Origin of the sequence: Thioclava sp. NG1 (genome assembly GCF_003122275.1) — a bacterium.
GTDB lineage: Bacteria > Pseudomonadota > Alphaproteobacteria > Rhodobacterales > Rhodobacteraceae > Thioclava > Thioclava nitratireducens.
Genome location: NZ_QFBB01000002.1, coordinates 174,325 through 190,571 on the forward strand (window position 1 = coordinate 174,325; position 16,247 = coordinate 190,571).

A 16,247-nucleotide genomic window follows, 5' to 3' on the forward strand; every position below is an offset into this window, starting at 1 on the left:
TGGCTCAGTTGCCCATAAGCGAGGGCAGGTAGGTCACGATCCCCGGGACCAGCGTAATCAGCAGAACCGCCAGCAACAGCAGCCCGAAGAAAGGCAGCGCCGCGCGGGCGACCTTGAGGATGTTGTAGCCGGTCAGCCCCTGGATCACGAAGAGGTTGAAGCCCACGGGCGGGGTGATCTGGCTCATCTCGACGACCAGCACGAGGTAGATGCCGAACCACAGCGGGTCGATCCCGGCGGCTTCCACCATCGGCAGGATGATCGAGGTGGTCAGCACCACGACCGAGATCCCGTCGAGGAAGCAACCCAGCAGGATGAAGAACACGGTCAGCACTGCAAGCAGCGCGGTGGGCGACAGCCCGAAGGTGCCGATCCACGCGGCGAGGTTGCGCGGAATGCCGGTGAAGCCCATCGAAACCGACAGCACCGAGGCGCCGAGCAGGATGAAAGCGATCATCGCGCTGGTGCGGGTGGCCGAGAACAGCGCGTCCTTGAAGTCGCGCCAGCGGAAGCTGCCCGTCGCGACCGCGAGGATCACCGAAAAGACTACGCCCACGGCCGCCGCATCGGTGGGCGAGGCGACACCAGTATAGATCGAGCCGATCACGCCGCCGATCAGGATCACGATCGGGATCAGGCGACGCGAGGCCCGCAGCTTCTCGCGCAGGTTCAGGGTGATGTCCTCGCGCGGGATCGCGGCGGGGTTCATCCACGCCCGGAGCGCGACATAGCCGCCGAACAGGCTGACCAGCATCAGCCCCGGCAGGATTCCCGCGATGAAGAGGCGCGCGATGGATTGCTCGGTCGCGACGCCGTAGACGATCAGGATCACCGAGGGCGGGATCAGAAAGCCAAGCGTGGCCGAGCCCGCCAGCGTGCCGAGGATCAGGCTCTCGGGATAGCCGCGGCGGGTGAGTTCGGGCACCGACATCCGCCCGATCGTGGCCGCCGTCGCCGCGGACGACCCCGAAACGGCCGCGAAGATCGCACAGCCCAGCACGTTCACATGCAGCAAGCGGCCCGGTGCGCGGCCCAGCCACGGGGCGAGGCCGGAGAACATGTCCTCGGACAGCCGCGAGCGGAGCAGGATCTCCCCCATCAGAATGAAAAGCGGCAGCGCGGCGAGCGGCCAGCTATGGCTGTTGCCCCAAAGCGTGGTCGCCATGACGAGCCCGGTCGGCGCGCCGGAGAAGAAGCTGAGCCCCGCCAGCGCCACGATCAGCAGAGACAGCGCCACCCAGACGCCGCCTGCGAGCAGCACGAGAAGCAGGCCCAGAAGAATTGCGAAGGTCATCGGATCGGACATGGTTTACTCCGAAACATCATCGACGAGCACCGGGCGCTTGGCGCGGACGCTCTCGATCAGCGTATCGATGAAGGCGAGCGCCAGAAGGCCCAGCCCGACGACCATCGCACATTGCGGAATCCAGATCGGGATCGCGACGATGCCGGTGGACATATCGCCGTAATGCAGGCTCTCGAGCATCAGCGAGGTCGCGAACCACACAGCGTAGGCGCTGGCCGCGAAGCCAAGCGCGAGCGCTACGAGCTCGGCGATCCATTGGCCACGGGCGGGCAGGCGGGTCAGCACGAGATTGACGCGGATATGGCTGCCGTGGCGCAGTGTGTGGGCCAGCGCCATGAAGCTTGCCGTCGCGAGGAAATAGCCCGCGAAATCGGCATAGGAGGGGATCGTGTAGGAGAGAGCGGGCCCGCCCAGACGGGCGAGCACGTTCAGCCCGACCTGTGCCGTGACCAGCAGGCAGATCGCGAGGATCGAGACGGCGGCGATCCCTCCGGACAGAAGATAGACCTGATCGAGCAGGCGACGCATGGTGGATACTCCGAGGGCTTGTGTGAGGAAGAGCATCGAAAAAGGCCCTCCCGCAGTGGCGGAAGGGCCCCGGATCGAGCGGGCTCAGTTGCCCTGATAGGCCTTGAGCACCTCAAGCGCGTCGGGGCTGGCCTTTTCTTTCCAGTTGGCCAGCATCTCGTCGCCGATCTTCTTCAGACCCTGCTCCAATTCGGGGCTCGGATCGACGATCGCCATGCCGTTATCCTTCATCTCGGCGGTCTTTTCGGCGGCCTCTTTCTTCGACATCTCCCAACCGCGGGTCTGCGCGGTGGCGGCGGCATCCATCACGGCCTTCTGTTCGTCTTCGCTCAGACGGTCGAAGGCGCGCTTGTTCACCACGACGATGTTCTTGGGCAGCCAGGCGTCGATCTTGGTGTAGGTGTCGACGAAGTCCCACGCCTTGGAATTCGCGCCGGTCGAGGGCGAGGTGATCATCGCTTGCAGCTGGCCCGTCGAGAAGGCCTGCGGAATGTCGACCGCTTCGACCTGCACGGGCGCGGCCTTGGCGAGCGTCGCAAATTCTTCCAGCGCCGGGTTATAGGCGCGGAAGCGCAGCCCTGCGAGGTCGTCCACGGATTTGATCTCGCCATTGGTATAGAGCCCCTGCGCCGGCCACGGCACCGAGAACAGCGGCATCAGCCCTTGCTTGTCGAGAAGCTTGGTGATGACGGGCTTCTGCGCCTCCCAAAGCTTTTCGGCCTGATCGTAGCTGGTGGCGAGGAAAGGCTGGCTGTCGACGCCGAAAGCCAGATCTTCGTTCGAGAGCGTCGAGAGGAAGAACTCTCCGATCGGCACCTGACCCGAGCGCACTGCGTTCTTGATCTCGGAATGCGGGAAGAGCGAGCCCGCCGAATGCACCTTGATCTCCAGCTTGCCGTCGGTCGCTTTCGACACGTCCTCGGCGAAGTCGCGGATATTCACGGTGTGGAAGGTGGTGTCGCCATAGGGCGTCGGCATGTCCCAGGTCTGCGCCTGAACGGCTGTGCCCAGTCCCAGCGCAACCGCGAAGCTTGCAGCAAATCTGATCATATCTCTCTCCTGTCGGGTCGCGGCGGAATTCGTGTCCGCCTCTTTTTCATAACGTTGACAAATTGTCTGTAAAATGAAATCAAAGTCAACGATAAGTTTCAAAATCGCGACCTGACCCAGTGGAGTTGCCCTGACATGATGCTCGAAGAAGCATTGCGGCCCGGAACGGCCCAAGCGCATCGGCCGCAGATTTTGCCGGCGGGCGGCAACGGTCTTCTGGTGCGGTTCGCGCTGGTCGCAGAGCCCAACGCAATTGCGGCGGCGCAGAGCTTTCATCAGCGCGTGACGGAGAGCGATCTGGCCGGTTTGCGCGAGGTCGTCCCCAGCCTCGTGTCGGTTCTGCTGCGTTTCGATCCGGAGGCGGTAACGCGGGCCGAGATGGCCGAGCGGCTGGAGACCCTGCTGTCCGAGGCCGATTGGCTGAGTGCGGCGCCGCATCCCGCGCAGCGCGTCTGGCATTTGCCTGTCGCGTTCGGCGGCGACCACGGACCCGATCTGGAAGAGGCCGCCAAGCTCGCTGGTCTTTCCCCGCAGGCCGCCATCGACCAGATCACCGAGATCCCGCTGAGCGTCCTCGCAATCGGCTTCGCGCCGGGCCAGCCTTACCTCGGCCTGCTGCCCGAGCATTGGAATCTCGCACGCCGGTCCGAGCTGAACCCGCGCGTGCCGAAAGGCGCGCTCTGCGTGGCGGTGCGCCAATTGGTGCTGTTCGCGAATGCCTCGCCCACTGGCTGGCATCAGATCGCGCGGACGGCCTTCGATGTGTTCCGCCCCGACCAAACCGACCCCGTGCCGCTGCATGCGGGCGACGAGGTTCGCCTCGCGCCGGTCTCCGGCACCGAGATGGACGCGCTTTTGAAGGCGGGCGATCCGATGGGCGGCGCGCGTTGCGAGGTGCGGTCATGAGCGGCGGATCGCTGATCCTGCGGAGCGTCGGGCCAAGCGTGAGCGTGCAGGACATGGGCCGCCCCGGTCGCATGGCGCAAGGCATCTCGCGCGGTGGCGCGGTCGATCCGCTCGCATTGGTCGAGGCGTCGGCGCTTCTGGGGTCGCGCAAACCGCTTCCCGCGTTGGAAATGGCGGTGAGCGGCGGGCGGTTCGAGGTTACGGCTCCGACGCGGATCGCCCTGACGGGTGCGCCGATGCAGGCGGAGCTTGACGGACGCCCCCTGCGCTGGGGCGCGAGCCACAAGATCGAACCGGGCGAGGTGCTGTCGATCGGTGCCGCACGTGCAGGCATGTTCGGCTACCTCACCTTCGCGGGCGGGATCGAGACGCCCGAAGTGCTGGGCAGCCGCTCGGCGCATCTCGCCGCCGGGATCGGATCGGCACTGGAATCGGGCGCGCGCCTGCCGCTTGGCACGGACCCCGAGCCCGACGCGCCCGCGATGGTTCTCACACAGGACGACCGTTTCTCGGGGGGCACGCTGCGGATCATCCCGGGGCCGCAAACGGGCCTGTTCGACGAGGCCACTTTCGCGCGGCTCAAAGCGACCGAATTCACCCGCGCGCGGCAGGGCAACCGTCAGGGCGTGGCGCTCGAGAGCGATGCGCCCGCGCTGACTTCGGACATGGCCAAGGGGCTCGCCTCGGACGTGATCTTCGAGGGCGATATTCAGATGACGGGCGCGGGCACGCCCTATGTGCTGCTCGCCGAATGCCAGACCATCGGCGGCTACCCTCGGATCGGCACCGTGCTGCCCTGCGATCTGCCGCGCATCGCCCAAGCCGCGCCGGGGACGAAACTGAGGTTCAAAGCGGTGACACTGGACGAGGCCGACGCCTTGGACCTGCGCTGGGAGGCGCAGCTTCAGGCACAGCGGGCCAAGCTGCGCCCGTTGATCCGCGATCCGCACGACATTCATGACCTGCTCAGCTACCAATTGATCAGCGGCGTGACGGCAGGGCGAGAATTGGAGGAAGAAAATGGCTAAGATCGACCTGAACGCCGATATCGGAGAAAGCTTCGGCCCGTGGATCATGGGCAACGACGCCGCGCTGATGGAGGTCATTACCTCCGCCAATGTCGCCTGCGGTTTCCACGCGGGCGACCCGGATGTGATGGCGCAGACGATGCGCGCAGCTGTGGCCAACGATGTCGGTATCGGCGCGCATCCGGGCTTTGCGGATCTGCAGGGCTTCGGCCGTCGGCGGATCAAGCTCAGCGCCGAGGAGCTGACGAATCTGGTCACTTATCAACTGGGCGCCGCGCAGGCGATGGCCCGCGCGGCGGGTGGCGCGGTGCGGCATTTCAAGCTGCACGGGGCGCTGTCGAACATGGCCTCGGAGGATATCGAGATCGCGCGGGCCTGCTATTCCGCCGCCCTGAAAGTGCAGCCCGACATCATCCTCGTCGTTCTGCCGCAGACCCCGATGGAGCAGGTTGCGCGCGAGTTGCAGGCCAATTGGGCGGGCGAGATTTTCGCCGATCGCGCCTACGAGGACGACGCTTCGCTGATGGCGCGATCGAAGCCCGGTGCGGTGCTGCATGACGCCGGAGAGGTCGGCGCGCGGATCGAGGAGATGCTGCGCAAGGGCGCGATCGTGACCGCCTCGGGCAAGGAAATCCCCTGCAAGATCGACACGGTCTGCCTGCACGGCGACGGGGCAGAGGCGCTGGCGATGGCGCGGGCACTGCGCGGGCACCTGACCGAGGCTGGCTTCGAGATCGGCCGCTTCGGGGCCTGATCGGCTCAGATCATCCGCGCGTGCAGGTTCCACAGCAGCCACAGCGTCCCGCCGCCCATCAGCAGCAAGATCAGCGTGGTGAACAGGATCAGATGCAGGTCTTCCTGCTTCTGCCCCTTCAGGCGAATATGCAGGAAGAAGCGGAAATGGACCACGATCTGCACGATCGCGGCCACGGCGGTTGTCCACCAGATCGCAACTTTCGGCAGCAGATCCCACGCCACCAGTGCGAAGATCGGCAGGGTCAGCGCCAGCGCGAGCGCATAGCCGATCAGGTAGCTGCGGGCCTCTTGGCGTCTTTCGTCATGTTCGCTCATGCCAGCCCCCCGATATAGACGATGGAGAAAATTCCGATCCAGACGATGTCGAGGAAGTGCCAGAGCACCGCGAGGCGCACCATCGACAGCTTTACCCGGTCGTCCAGACCGTAAACGAGCATCTGCCCCAGGATCGCGACGGCCCAGAGGCAGGAGAACGTGACGTGCAGCCCATGCAGCGGCACCAGCGCGAAGAAGGACGACAGGAATCCGCTGCGCTGAGGTGTGCCGCCTTCCGAGAACATCTTCAGGAAGTCGTGGATCTCGAAGCCCACGAAGGTCAGCGCGAGCGCCATCGCGATCAGCAACCACAGCACCATCTTCACCGGGCGCGGCTCGTGCTTGAGTGCGAGATGAGAAAAGCCAATCGCGACCGATGACGTCAGCAGCAGCATCGTCTCGATGAAGATCGACTTCAGCTCGAACAGTTCCTGCGGGCCGGGGCCGCCATTCGTGTTGGGCCGCATCACCACATAGGTCGCCATCAGCAGGCCGAACAGGATCGCATCGGACATCATGAAGACCCAGAAGCCGAAGACTTCGGTTTCGGCTTGGTCGTCGGCGCTCTGGTGCTTGGAACCAAGGTTGAGGCCGGGATGACGGGTGGTCTGGCTCATCGCGTGGCCTCCTGCGACATCGGTATGGCGTGGCCGCGGTTGTCGCGGGTGTATTCGGACGTGCGGGGCACGCGCGGCGTGCGTGCGGCCAGTTCGCGGAAGGCGCGCCATTCCTTGCGGACTTCCTCGGCAGGGACGCGCTTCTCGGTGTCGCGCCGGAAGCCCTGAGCGATGATCACCAGCGGCACCAGTGCCGCAAGCGGCAGAACCGCCCACCACATGTACCATGTCAGCGTGAAGGCCAGCGCCGTGCCGAGCGCCCCGATCACCGGGCCGAACGCGGCGTTCTTCGGCAGCCAGATATCCTCGAACCCGTCCTCGGGCGGGCCGAGATCATGACCCGAGGCTTTCAGCGTCGCAAAGGCGTCGCGGCCCTCGACGCGGGGCAGGGCGGGGAAGTTCCATTCCGGCGCGGGGGCGGGGATGCCCCATTCGAGCGAGCGCCCGTCCCACGGATCGCCTACCGGCACGGCCAGCCGCTTGCGATCGCGCACCGAAACCCAGAGTTGCACGATCAGCGCGAGGAAACCGGCGAGGATCAGGACCGCGCCGCCCAACGCGATGATCGTCCATGGCAGCCACTGTCCGGAGAAATAGCCCGACATCCGCCGCGGCATTCCCATCAGCCCCAGTACGTAGAGCGGGAAGAACGCCCCCATGAAGCCGAGTATCCAGCACCACGCGGCGCGGTAGCCCCATTTCTCGTCGAGCCGGAACCCGAAGGCCTTGGGAAACCACATCGTGTAGCCCGCGATCATTCCGTAAAGCAGTCCGGGGATCAGCATGTTGTGGAAATGCGCCACGAGGAACAGCGTGTTGTGGACCTGGTAGTCGACCGACGGGTTCGCCAGAATGATGCCCGACAGCCCGCCGATGGTGAACAGGAACAGGAAGGCGATGGCGTAGAGCATCGGCACCGAGATGCGCACCCGCCCACGAAACATCGTCAGCATCCAGTCGTAGATCTTGACCCCTGTGGGCACCCCGATCGTCATCGTGGCAATGCCGAAGGCGGCATTCAGATTGGCGCTCTGGCCCATCGTGAAGAAATGGTGGACCCAAACGGTGAAGCTCAGCACCGCGATTGCCATCGTCGCGATCACCAGCGCGGTGTAGCCGTAGAGCGTCTTGCCCGAGAAGGTCGAGAATACCTCCGACCAGACGCCAAACGCGGGCAGGATGAGGATATAGACCTCCGGATGGCCGAACAGCCAGAACAGGTTGGCGTAGTTCATCATGTTGCCGCCACCCCCATTGGTGAAGAAGTGGAAGCCCATGTAGCGATCCAGCGCGAGCAGCGCCGTCGCGATGGTCAGCGGCGGCATCGCGAAGATCATCAGGATCGAGGTGCAGAGCGACGTCCAGGTGAACAGCGGCATCCGCATAAGCTTCATGCCGGGGCAGCGCTTCTTGTAGATCGTCACGGCGAAATTCAGCCCCGTGAAAGTCGACCCGATCGACGACAGCGTCACCGCCCAGATCCAGTAATCCGGCCCCGCACCGGGGTTGTAGGCGGCTTCCGTATAGGGCGGGTAACCGGACCAGCCGCCGGTCGAGAAGGGCTCGAGCACCAGCGAGATCATCAGGATCAGGCCGCCCGCGATCGTCAGCATCAGCGAGACCGAGTTCAGCACCGGGAAGGCCACATCGCGCGCGCCGATCTGCAACGGCATCACGAAATTGATCATGCCGGTCAGGAAGGGCATCGCCATGAAGAAGATCATGATCGTGCCATGGGTGGTGAAGAGCTGCGCGAAATGGTCGGGCATCACGATCCCACCGCCGTCATGGCCCACCACCTGCTGGCTGCGCATCACGAAGGCTTCGGCCAGCGCCCGCGCCAGCATCACGAAGGAGAAGACGATATACATGATGCCGATCTTCTTGTGATCGACCGAAGTCAGCCACTCGCTCCAGAGCGGGCGCCACCAGCCTTTCACCGTGATCAAGATAACCACGACGACGAAGCCCAGCACCGCCATGCCCGCAGCGGCAGTGCCAGTGATGCCGGAGAGCAACTCGGTCCTGCCATCGGCGCGCACGATATCGGTGACCGGCAGCGCGTCCAGCGTCAGGCGTCCGAAGGGGAAACCCCAGATGCTGCTCCATGTGTTCATTGTTGCGTCTCCTTCAGGCCGGCGATCTCGTCGAACATTCCGCTCGGCGCGGTCGAGAACAGGATCGGCTGCTCGGTAGGCTGGTCGAGCGCGCGGGCCAGTTCGACCTTGTTGCTTTTTTCCTCCAGCGCTGCGCGTGCCTTGTCGTCGAGAGGCAGGCCGCGCGCCTTTGCCGCCTTCACCCAGCGCGCGAATACCTCGTCGTTCATGGCGCTCGCCTTGAAATTCTGCGTGTAGAACCCTTCGCCGTTAAACTGCGTGTTGCGGCCCTCGAAGGTGCCGGGGCCGTCGGCGGCCAGATGCAGCTTCGTCTGCATCCCCTTCATCGCGTAGATCTGGCTGCCCAGCCGCGGGATCATGAAGCTCTGCATCACCGTGTCGGACGTCAGATGCAGCTCGAGCGGGCGCGAGGCAGGGAAGGCCAGCTCGCCCACGCTCGCCACGCCTTCTTCGGGATAGAGGAATAGCCATTTCCAGTCGTAGGCGACCACATCGACGACCAGCGGCTTGCCCGCCTTGCCCGCCACCGGGTTGTAAGGATCGAGCGTGTGGGTCCGCTGCCACAGATAAACGGCAAGCATCAGCACGACCAGGATCGGCACGCCCCAGGCCAGAATTTCGAACACCGTGGCGAACGACCAGTCGGGGCGGTATTCGCCCTTCGAGCGTCCGTAGCGGTATCGCCGGATCAACCAAGGGGTCGCCGCGAAAACCGGGATCACGACGATCGCCATGAGGATCAGGATGATCTTCAGATGAGTAACCTGAGCGGAGGCGATCGGCCCGGCCGGGTCGAGAAAACTCTCTGCTCGCGCCTCTCCCGCGCCGGTCCAGCCCCAGCCCATCCAGACGGCCAAGACCGCTCCGGAAAGGAGGGGGGCTCTGCGGATCGATGCGGCAAGGGACATGGCAAACTCGAGTGCACAAGGGGGTGTGCGGAAACGGTAGACCGACCTCCTCGTCGGACAAGTTCGGCTGCCCAACACGTTTTTTTCACGGAACCATGCGGGCCGCTCCACGTTATGCGCGTTTCTTGGTCCTGCGAGGCTGTGTGTCATTGGCTGCGCCTCATCTCGTTCGGGCACAGGTCGTGGCGCATCGCCCAGTCGAGAAGCGCGCCGTCGAACCGCTCGGGAGCGACCTCCTCCAGCCCGGGGATTTCATGCAGGATGATCCGGAGCGCGCGGCGCTGTGTCTCTGTCAGACGTGCGTCTCTCCAGAGGCGGTAGATCCCGCGCGGCAGTCTCCGCTGCGGCCGCGCGGTGCTGTAGAATAGGGCGAAGGGAATGGATTTCACCTGTGCGACGTAGCTGGAAAATTGCGGCAGGAACTGCCCGGTGAACTCGTCGGAGCCCGGGGGAAATACCTCAGCCAGCGCCATCACCGCGCGGCCCTGCGCTGCCGCCTGCGTGGTGGAGAAGACAAAGCTCACCGCCAGCGTAAGCACCAGCATTCCCGTCACCCCGGTGATGACCGAGATCAGCGACCAGCCGGTGCCCGCGGGGTTGGCGTAGCCGCCGCCCAGCGTCGAAAGAAGGTGCCCGGCGTAGGAGAGGCTGTCGGCGAAGCTCGCCGCAGGCAGGCCCTTTGTCGTTTCGAGCGATCGGCTCGCTGCGAAGAAGATCAGGCTCCAGCCAAAGGCGACCGCAGCGATCCAGACCGCGCCCAGCCACGCCATCGTCACCGGTCCGCAAATCCGATGCGCGATCCGCGTGTGACCAATCGTGCGCATCCGCGCGAAGCCGAACCGCGCGACGGCACGCGAGAGCGCCCCGGACTGTCCTGCGCCCAACGCGCACAGAAGGATATCCCAAAGTGAAATCGCGACGAGGGCGGCGCCGAGGAGGATGAGGAAAGTGGTCAACGAAAGCTCCGGAGGGATGGAAAGGAAAGGTGGTCAGGCGGTCTCGGGCCTGACGAGCGGCAGGTAATGGCGCCGCGTCATCAGCATCAGGACCGCGAGCAGAGGCGTCGCGAGCGCGAGCCCGAGAATGCCGAAGAAGCTGCCCATCAGCAGTTGGAACGCGATCACCAGCGCCGGCGGCAGCGACATCGCCCTCTCCTGGATCTGCGGTGTGACGACATTGCTCTCGAGCGCCTGAACGCCGAGATAGAGCAGCACGACCCAAAGCATCGTGATCGGACTCACCGTCAGACCCATCGCCATGGCGGGGATCGCTGACAGGACCGGGCCGATATTGGGAATGAAGGTCAGAAGCCCTGCGAGGATCGCGAGGATCGCGGCCAGCGGCACGTTCAGTGCCCAGAGGCCGATGAAGGTCAGCACGCCGATCACCGTCATCGAAATCATCTGCGCGAAGAGCCAGCCAGACAGGGCCGCCCAGCCGGTCGCGAAACTCGCGACGATCCAGTCGCGGTCAGAGGCCGGAAAGAGCGCGGCGATCCCGCGCCGATACAACTGCGGCTCCACCGCGCCGTAGACACCGATGAAGGTTATCAGCAACGCGTTCCCGAGCATGCCAATCGACACCATCACGGTCGTCGCGGCCCCTTCGCCGGACGGCGCCATCGCACCCAGATCGATCGAGCGCGTGAAGGAATGCAGCCAGCCATGCGAGTCGATGAATTGCTGTGCCTGCTTTCGTGCCTCGGGCAGGGCGCTCAGCAACTGGTCGAGTTGGTCTGACAGCCCCTGCGCCGCATATACGAAGAATAGCACCGCAAGCGCGATCAGCAGCAGCGCGTAGATCAGGAGCCCCCAGCCTTCGCCAATACGCAGCCTGCGCGCGATCGCGTTCCCGCCCATGCGCAGAAAAACCGCGATGAGCAGCCCTGCGAAGATCAGCAGCAGGATATGGGGAGCGATCAGGACCAGCAGAAGGAAAATCGCGATCGGCAGCCAGAAGGCGATCCGCTCGCGCGTGACCCATGCGCGCAGCCCCCGCGGCGCCGGACGCGCGTCTTCGGTGCGGGGTTGAGCCGGGTGTGACATGTCGCTCTCCGTGGCAGGTTTCGCTTGTTGAAAAGCCAACCAGTCGCCTCCGTCGAGGTTCCGTGCGCGCGACACTGCGGAAGTGAATTGTCATCCCGCTTTGGCGTCCCCTCGTACGCGCGCGAAGCAAGCTGTTTTTCCCGGACTTCTCGGAACAAGATGAAAAGATATGAAAAAATGTACCCGAACAAAAAGTTCGGAATGTCTTATGTTAATCGCCTAAACTTTTTTGCCGACGCTCCGCCATCGGGCGGAACTGCGCGCTTCAAGGGGGCGTTGAGCGGACGAATATTTCAGACGTGACAGCCGTCACCATTCGTTCAATCCGGAGGTTTTTTCAGTCATGCCCGCCCGTCTCATCGTCGTGTCCAACCGCATTCCCTCCGAGGCGACGCCCTCGGGTGGGCTCGTGGTGGCGCTCCACGAGGCGCTGCGCGAAAAGGGCGGCATCTGGATCGGCGCGCATCCCGAGGTCGGGTCCGAAGAGCCCGCCCTCATCGATATGGGGGGCACCCAATACGACAAGCTCGCCTTCCGTCTGACCGAGGAAGACCGCGAGGCCTATTACCTCGGCTTCGCCAATTCCGTGCTCTGGCCGATCGCGCATCACCGCACCGATCTGGTCGAGATCAATCGCAGCTTCGACGAGGGCTACCTCCGGGTGAACCGCCGCATCGCGCAGCAGATGGCCGAGGTGATCTCGCCCGAAGATCACATCTGGATTCACGACTACCATTTCTTCCCGTTGGCCGAGGAGCTGCGCAGCCTCGGCGTAGCCAATCGCATCGGCTTTTTCCTTCACATCCCTTTCCCCAACATCACCGATCTCGACGTGTTGCCCGATCCGCCCGCCTTCGCGCGCTGGCTGGCTCATTACGATCTCGTCGGATTGCAGACGCGGGCCGACGTGGCGCGCTGTCTCGAGATGTTCCGCGCCGATCCGAGGGCAGAAATGTTGCCCGACGGCGCGATCAAATTCGGCGCGCAGGAGGTATCCGTCCGGTCCTTTCCGATCGGTATCTCGGCTGAGAGTTTCGCCCGGGCGGCGCAGGACTGCGCGCCGCCGCCCGCGCACGAATTGTTCGGCGACGCCTATGTCATCGGCGTCGACCGGCTCGACTACTCCAAGGGGCTGCCGCAACGCTTCCGCGCGTTCGAACGCTACCTCGAGAGCTACGACACGGGGCCGCGCGCCTCGCTGGTGCAGATCGCCCCGCCGTCGCGCGAAAGCGTGCGGGCCTATCAGGAGATCACCGCCGATCTGCAGCAGATCGCGGGGCAGGTGAACGGACGCTTCGGCGAGGTCCATTGGGCGCCGATCCGTTTCCTGCACCGCCCCGTGCCGCGCGACGAGATCGCGGGGTTGCTGCGCGGCGCACGGGCCGCGCTCGTCACCCCGCTTGCGGACGGGATGAACCTCGTGGCGAAGGAATATGTCGCGGCACAGGACCCGGAAGATCCGGGCGTGTTGGTGCTGTCGCGCTTCGCGGGCGCCGCAGAGGACATGACCGAGGCCCTGCTGGTTAACCCGCATGACGTCGACGAGACGGCGGCCGCGATCCGCCGGGCGCTCACGATGCCGCTCGAGGAGCGTCAGGCGCGCCATACCGCCTGCCTGAAGGTAGTCGAGGCGACCGATACGCGGATCTGGGCGCGCAGCTTCCTCAATCGGCTCGCCGCCTGCACACCCGCGTTGCGCATTACCGGGCGCGCCGCCGAATGGCTTCGGGACGAAGAAGAGGGCCGGGAATTCGACCCGGGCGCGCACCGCTCTATTTCAAAGGAGGAGGTCTGATATGACCATGATGTCACGAAATCTGGAGACGACCGCGTCGGAGGAGGGCGCGCTCGTCCTGATGCTTCATCCCGGGAATTGCGATCTCGAGTGCCACGGCGCGTTCATCGAGGCACTGAAGGATGACCGCTCTCACATCGTTTGCCTGTCGCAAGAAGGCGGTGGGCGCGGGGCGCTGATCGCCCAGCTCGGCGCTTGTGGCGCGACGCCGATCTGCGCATCCTTCCTGACCTATAAAGACGAGGCGCTCTCCGATCCGGAAGAGCATGGCTCGATCGCGCATGTGCTGTCCTACATCATGCAGGCGCATGGTTTGACGCGCATCTTCGTGCCCAAGCACGATGGCGATCACGCGTGCCATGTCGCAATCGAAGCAATCGCGCAGAACCTGTCGCGTATCACCGGAGCGCCGGTCATTCACGCCGACGATCTGCCCGCGGAAAGCGACCTGGTCGCCGGTGGCGGCGATCCTGGCGGGAGCGGCTCGATCCTGAGCGCACATGCCTGAACGGGTTCTCTCCGGGGCCGAGCGCTCGGCCAAAGAACAAGCCGCTCGCGCATGAAGCTGCGCGAACGGCCCGGAATCGGCTTGTCGAAAAGCGGACCCTCGACAGGCCTCCCTAATGCTCGGGGCTTTTCCTGAAGCCCGTCACTTGGGCATGATCACCTTGTCGATCACGTGGATCACGCCGTTGCTGGCTTCGATATCTGCCTGCGTGACGCTGGCGTCGTCGACCATGACCGCGGGGTCGGTCTTGATCGTGACTTCCGAGCCCTGCACCGTCGCGGCCATCATCCCGTCGCTCAGATCGCCGGACATCACCTTTCCGGGCACGACGTGGTAGGTCAGGATCGAGGTCAGCTTGTCCTTGTTCTCGGGCTTGAGCAGGTCATCGACGGTGCCTTCGGGCAACGCGGCGAAGGCCTCATCCGTGGGCGCGAAGACGGTGAAGGGGCCATCGCCCTTGAGCGTGTCGACGAGACCCGCAGCCTGCACGGCGGCCACGAGCGTCTCGAAGCTGCCTGCGTTCACGGCGGTGTCGACGATATCCATTCCGCCATGATTGTCGGCATGGGCGGGGGCGGAAACGAGCGCCGTTCCGGCGAGGACAGCGGCCATGAAGGTTCTTCTCAGCATTCTCTTTCTCCCTTGGTTGGATCGTTGGCAGATCCGATGTTGGATCATGTGAGAGATACGGGAGATGCGCGGCATCGGATCACGCTCGGCTCGCAATTTTGCGCGGATTTGTGATGTCGCGTGATCGCGGGCGTTCGAAGCGGTCAGCCGTCGAGAAGATGGAGCAACTGCGCCTCGGCGCGGCGCAGCCCGTCCACCGCCGGAGCGTCCTGAGCGATGCTGGCGAGCGCCTCCGGCTCGGCCTCGTTCAGTGCAATTACCTCGGGGTGGATATAGGAATTGCGCGCGATCGCCGGCGTGTTGTGAAGGCGCGCGGCGGCAGCCTCCGCCATCGCCTTGATCGTCACGCGCCCGTCATCCGCCTGCCGCATCGCTGCCTCGAGCGCCGCCGCCGATCCGTTCCACGTCCGGAAAGTCTTCGCCGTCAGCCCTTCGGCCCCGGTGCGATCAGCGAGGAAGGCGTTCACCTCCTCGGAGCGCACCGAGTGGGGCTCCCCCGCCTCGTCCAGCCACGTGATCAGCTCGGCGCCCGGCAAATCGTCGAGCCGCGTCAGGGCGCGTTCCAGCGTCTTGTCGCGGAGCTCGCTTTCGACCTGCGCGCCACCCTTGCCGGTGAAGGAGAAATGCAGCGTGTCCCCGTCGAGCGTCATATGCGCGCCACGCAATGTCGTCGCGCCGAAGCTGCGGTTCTCGCGGGCGTAATCGGCATTGCCGACGCGGATCGCGGTCCGGTCGAGCAGCGCCAGAACCGCGGCCAGAGCGAAGGCCCGGTCGCCCGGATCATGGCCACGCAGGTCGTTCAGGATCGCGCGACGCAGGCGTGGCAGCACGGTGCCGAATTCCGCGAGCCGGTCGAATTTGCGCTGCGCGCGAAACTCGGTCCAGTCAGGGTGGTAGCGGTATTGCTTGCGCGCCCGCGTATCGCGCCCCGTCGCCTGCAGATGCCCGTTCGGACGTGGTGAAATCCAGACGTCCTCGTAGGCAGGGGGCACCGCCAGCGCCTCGATCCGCCTACGCTCGGCACCGCGCGCGATGGTCGTGCCATCCGGGGCGGTATAGGTGAACCCGCGCCCGCAGCGCCGGCGCGTGATGCCTGGTCGGTCATCGGGATAATAGACGAGATCGGGCAGATCTTTCATGGGGCGAGAACGCCGGGGGTCTCGGCGCAGTTCCCCGCGTTTCGCGCCTATCGCGGGGCTTCGCGCAAGTCATCGGGGCGGTCGATATCGTGCAGCGTTCCGTGCGGCAGCGAAATCCGTCGCAGGTCGGGGGCGCGGCGCAGCAACGCCCCGGCGCCGCGGTCGCCTGTCAGCCGCAAAGCCGCGCCGAACAGCCTGCGCGGGATCAGCGCGGGCGGTGCGAGGCGGCCCTCGGAGGTGGCCATCCCCGGATGCGGTCCGGGTGTCGCGAGAAGCTGGCGCAGATGCGCCCGCGAGACATTGGGCATGTCGCCAAGGACGATCAGGAGATGGCTGGCCCCGCTGGCGTGCGCGGCGCGGATCGCGCGATGCAAGCTCGCGCTCTGGGCGCGGCCCGGACCGATGCAGAGAAGGTCGAGGCCCGCGCCGCGTAGCTCCTTCGGAAGCCGGGGGCTGCGGGTGATCGCGGCACGTCGGGGGAGGCCAAGGCCCCGCAGCGTTTTCGCGGCACGCAGCACGAGCGCGGCCTCTCCGCCGGAACGCGCGGCCAGCTTGTCACGCGCACCGAAGCGCCGCGACGCGCCCGCCGCAAGAACCAC

The 16,247-nt window shown here is 65.1% G+C and carries 17 protein-coding genes; 5 read left to right on the forward strand and 12 right to left on the reverse strand.

The features are described from left to right. Positions 1 to 4 precede the first annotated feature (4 nt). The 3 genes from DEM26_RS03925 to DEM26_RS03935 form a co-directional block, all read right to left on the reverse strand. The gene (locus tag DEM26_RS03925) at positions 5 to 1,306 is read right to left on the reverse strand and encodes a TRAP transporter large permease (protein WP_109171753.1); all 1,302 of its coding nucleotides are present in this window, start codon (positions 1,304 to 1,306) and stop codon (positions 5 to 7) included. Between the two features lie 3 nt (positions 1,307 to 1,309). Beyond that, positions 1,310 to 1,834 (reverse strand): TRAP transporter small permease, encoded by a 525-nt coding sequence (locus DEM26_RS03930; protein ID WP_109171754.1) that lies wholly within the window; start codon positions 1,832 to 1,834, stop codon positions 1,310 to 1,312. 84 nt (positions 1,835 to 1,918) lie between these two features. Beyond that, on the reverse strand, positions 1,919 to 2,884 hold the full coding sequence (locus DEM26_RS03935) for a TRAP transporter substrate-binding protein (RefSeq protein WP_088719150.1): 966 nt from the start codon (positions 2,882 to 2,884) through the stop codon (positions 1,919 to 1,921). 135 nt (positions 2,885 to 3,019) lie between these two features. On the opposite strand from DEM26_RS03935, the gene DEM26_RS03940 reads away from it, so the two are divergent. Genes DEM26_RS03940 through DEM26_RS03950 form a run of 3 tightly spaced genes read left to right on the forward strand, consistent with a single transcriptional unit; the run spans position 3,020 to position 5,572 of the window. Next, positions 3,020 to 3,790, forward strand: a complete 771-nt coding sequence (locus DEM26_RS03940) for a 5-oxoprolinase subunit B family protein (RefSeq protein ID WP_109171755.1) — start codon at positions 3,020 to 3,022, stop codon at positions 3,788 to 3,790. Next, positions 3,787 to 4,818, forward strand: a complete 1,032-nt coding sequence (locus tag DEM26_RS03945) for a biotin-dependent carboxyltransferase family protein (RefSeq protein ID WP_109171756.1) — start codon at positions 3,787 to 3,789, stop codon at positions 4,816 to 4,818. Before DEM26_RS03940 ends, DEM26_RS03945 begins: the two co-directional genes overlap by 4 nt. Then, positions 4,811 to 5,572, forward strand: a complete 762-nt coding sequence (locus tag DEM26_RS03950) for a LamB/YcsF family protein (RefSeq protein WP_088719147.1) — start codon at positions 4,811 to 4,813, stop codon at positions 5,570 to 5,572. Before DEM26_RS03945 ends, DEM26_RS03950 begins: the two co-directional genes overlap by 8 nt. Before the next feature lie 5 nt (positions 5,573 to 5,577). Here DEM26_RS03950 and DEM26_RS03955 read toward each other — a convergent pair whose 3' ends face one another. From DEM26_RS03955 to DEM26_RS03980, 6 genes are all read right to left on the reverse strand, one after another. Further along, positions 5,578 to 5,889 (reverse strand): cytochrome o ubiquinol oxidase subunit IV, encoded by a 312-nt coding sequence (locus DEM26_RS03955; RefSeq protein ID WP_075776304.1) that lies wholly within the window; start codon positions 5,887 to 5,889, stop codon positions 5,578 to 5,580. Beyond that, entirely contained in the window at positions 5,886 to 6,506 is a 621-nt protein-coding gene (locus tag DEM26_RS03960; protein ID WP_075776303.1) for a cytochrome c oxidase subunit 3, read from the reverse strand. The genes DEM26_RS03955 and DEM26_RS03960 overlap by 4 nt, the downstream gene beginning before the upstream one ends. Then, positions 6,503 to 8,623 (reverse strand): cbb3-type cytochrome c oxidase subunit I, encoded by a 2,121-nt coding sequence (locus DEM26_RS03965; RefSeq protein ID WP_109171757.1) that lies wholly within the window; start codon positions 8,621 to 8,623, stop codon positions 6,503 to 6,505. The genes DEM26_RS03960 and DEM26_RS03965 overlap by 4 nt, the downstream gene beginning before the upstream one ends. After that, positions 8,620 to 9,480 (reverse strand): hypothetical protein, encoded by an 861-nt coding sequence (locus DEM26_RS03970; RefSeq protein WP_075776301.1) that lies wholly within the window; start codon positions 9,478 to 9,480, stop codon positions 8,620 to 8,622. The genes DEM26_RS03965 and DEM26_RS03970 overlap by 4 nt, the downstream gene beginning before the upstream one ends. A 197-nt stretch (positions 9,481 to 9,677) precedes the next feature. Next, positions 9,678 to 10,487, reverse strand: a complete 810-nt coding sequence (locus tag DEM26_RS03975; protein WP_077701143.1) for a hypothetical protein — start codon at positions 10,485 to 10,487, stop codon at positions 9,678 to 9,680. Between the two features lie 33 nt (positions 10,488 to 10,520). After that, on the reverse strand, positions 10,521 to 11,576 hold the full coding sequence (locus tag DEM26_RS03980; protein ID WP_109171758.1) for an AI-2E family transporter: 1,056 nt from the start codon (positions 11,574 to 11,576) through the stop codon (positions 10,521 to 10,523). Between the two features lie 343 nt (positions 11,577 to 11,919). Here DEM26_RS03980 and DEM26_RS03985 point away from each other — a divergent pair, with 343 nt between their 5' ends. Both DEM26_RS03985 and DEM26_RS03990 read left to right on the forward strand, forming a co-directional pair. After that, entirely contained in the window at positions 11,920 to 13,371 is a 1,452-nt protein-coding gene (locus DEM26_RS03985) for an alpha,alpha-trehalose-phosphate synthase (UDP-forming) (RefSeq protein WP_109171759.1), read from the forward strand. A gap of 1 nt (position 13,372) precedes the next feature. Further along, complete coding sequence (locus tag DEM26_RS03990) at positions 13,373 to 13,879, forward strand: hypothetical protein (protein WP_088719143.1); 507 nt, start codon at positions 13,373 to 13,375, stop codon at positions 13,877 to 13,879. Positions 13,880 to 14,020: 141 nt separating this feature from the next. Here DEM26_RS03990 and DEM26_RS03995 read toward each other — a convergent pair whose 3' ends face one another. The 3 genes from DEM26_RS03995 to DEM26_RS04005 form a co-directional block, all read right to left on the reverse strand. Further along, positions 14,021 to 14,509, reverse strand: coding sequence for a fasciclin domain-containing protein (locus DEM26_RS03995; protein WP_109171760.1), 489 nt, complete (start codon positions 14,507 to 14,509; stop codon positions 14,021 to 14,023). A 143-nt stretch (positions 14,510 to 14,652) separates the two neighbouring features. Beyond that, entirely contained in the window at positions 14,653 to 15,648 is a 996-nt protein-coding gene (locus tag DEM26_RS04000; RefSeq protein WP_109171761.1) for a DNA topoisomerase IB, read from the reverse strand. Between the two features lie 47 nt (positions 15,649 to 15,695). After that, positions 15,696 to 16,247 carry a nucleotidyltransferase family protein gene (locus DEM26_RS04005; protein ID WP_158275076.1) on the reverse strand — a complete coding sequence of 184 codons (552 nt, stop codon included), beginning with the start codon at positions 16,245 to 16,247 and terminating at the stop codon, positions 15,696 to 15,698.